Genomic DNA, 394 nt, shown 5'->3' with positions numbered 1-394 from the left:
GTCCCCTGTGCGAGCGGCCATCGCCCATGGTGACCAACGCCTTGCAAAGATCGTGCATCGCAATGCCGACTTCAAGGCCGCCAGCCACATCTCAGGTTCCCGGTGTGAAACCTTCGAAGATCATCTGATCGGCATAGCGCGCCGCTTTCGCGCGCTGCTCCGGCGTGCGCACGGTCCAGGCCAGAAGCGGGCAGCCGAACAGGTTGCGGGCGATCCACGGTGCCGCCGCCGGCAACTGGTTGACCCAGTAGGCGACGAAGTGCGGCTCGGTGCGAAAGCCGTGGCGCAGATACAGCATGCTGTCGCGCTGCGCCGGCGTCAGCTTGGCCCAATACTGATCGTCATAGGTGCGCTGGGCGGTGATGCCGCGATGAAGTCTTGGGATGACCTCGCG

Annotated in this window: 1 pseudogene; it reads right to left on the bottom strand. The window is 64.7% G+C overall.

The features are described from left to right. Nucleotides 1–91: 91 nt before the first annotated feature. Nucleotides 92–394, bottom strand: a pseudogene (locus tag I6F36_RS39315) (glycerophosphodiester phosphodiesterase); the annotation flags it as partial.

It is taken from the genome of Bradyrhizobium sp. BRP19 (assembly GCF_020194195.1).
Lineage (GTDB): Bacteria > Pseudomonadota > Alphaproteobacteria > Rhizobiales > Xanthobacteraceae > Bradyrhizobium > Bradyrhizobium yuanmingense.
This window is presented reverse-complemented; position numbering and strand designations above follow the sequence as displayed.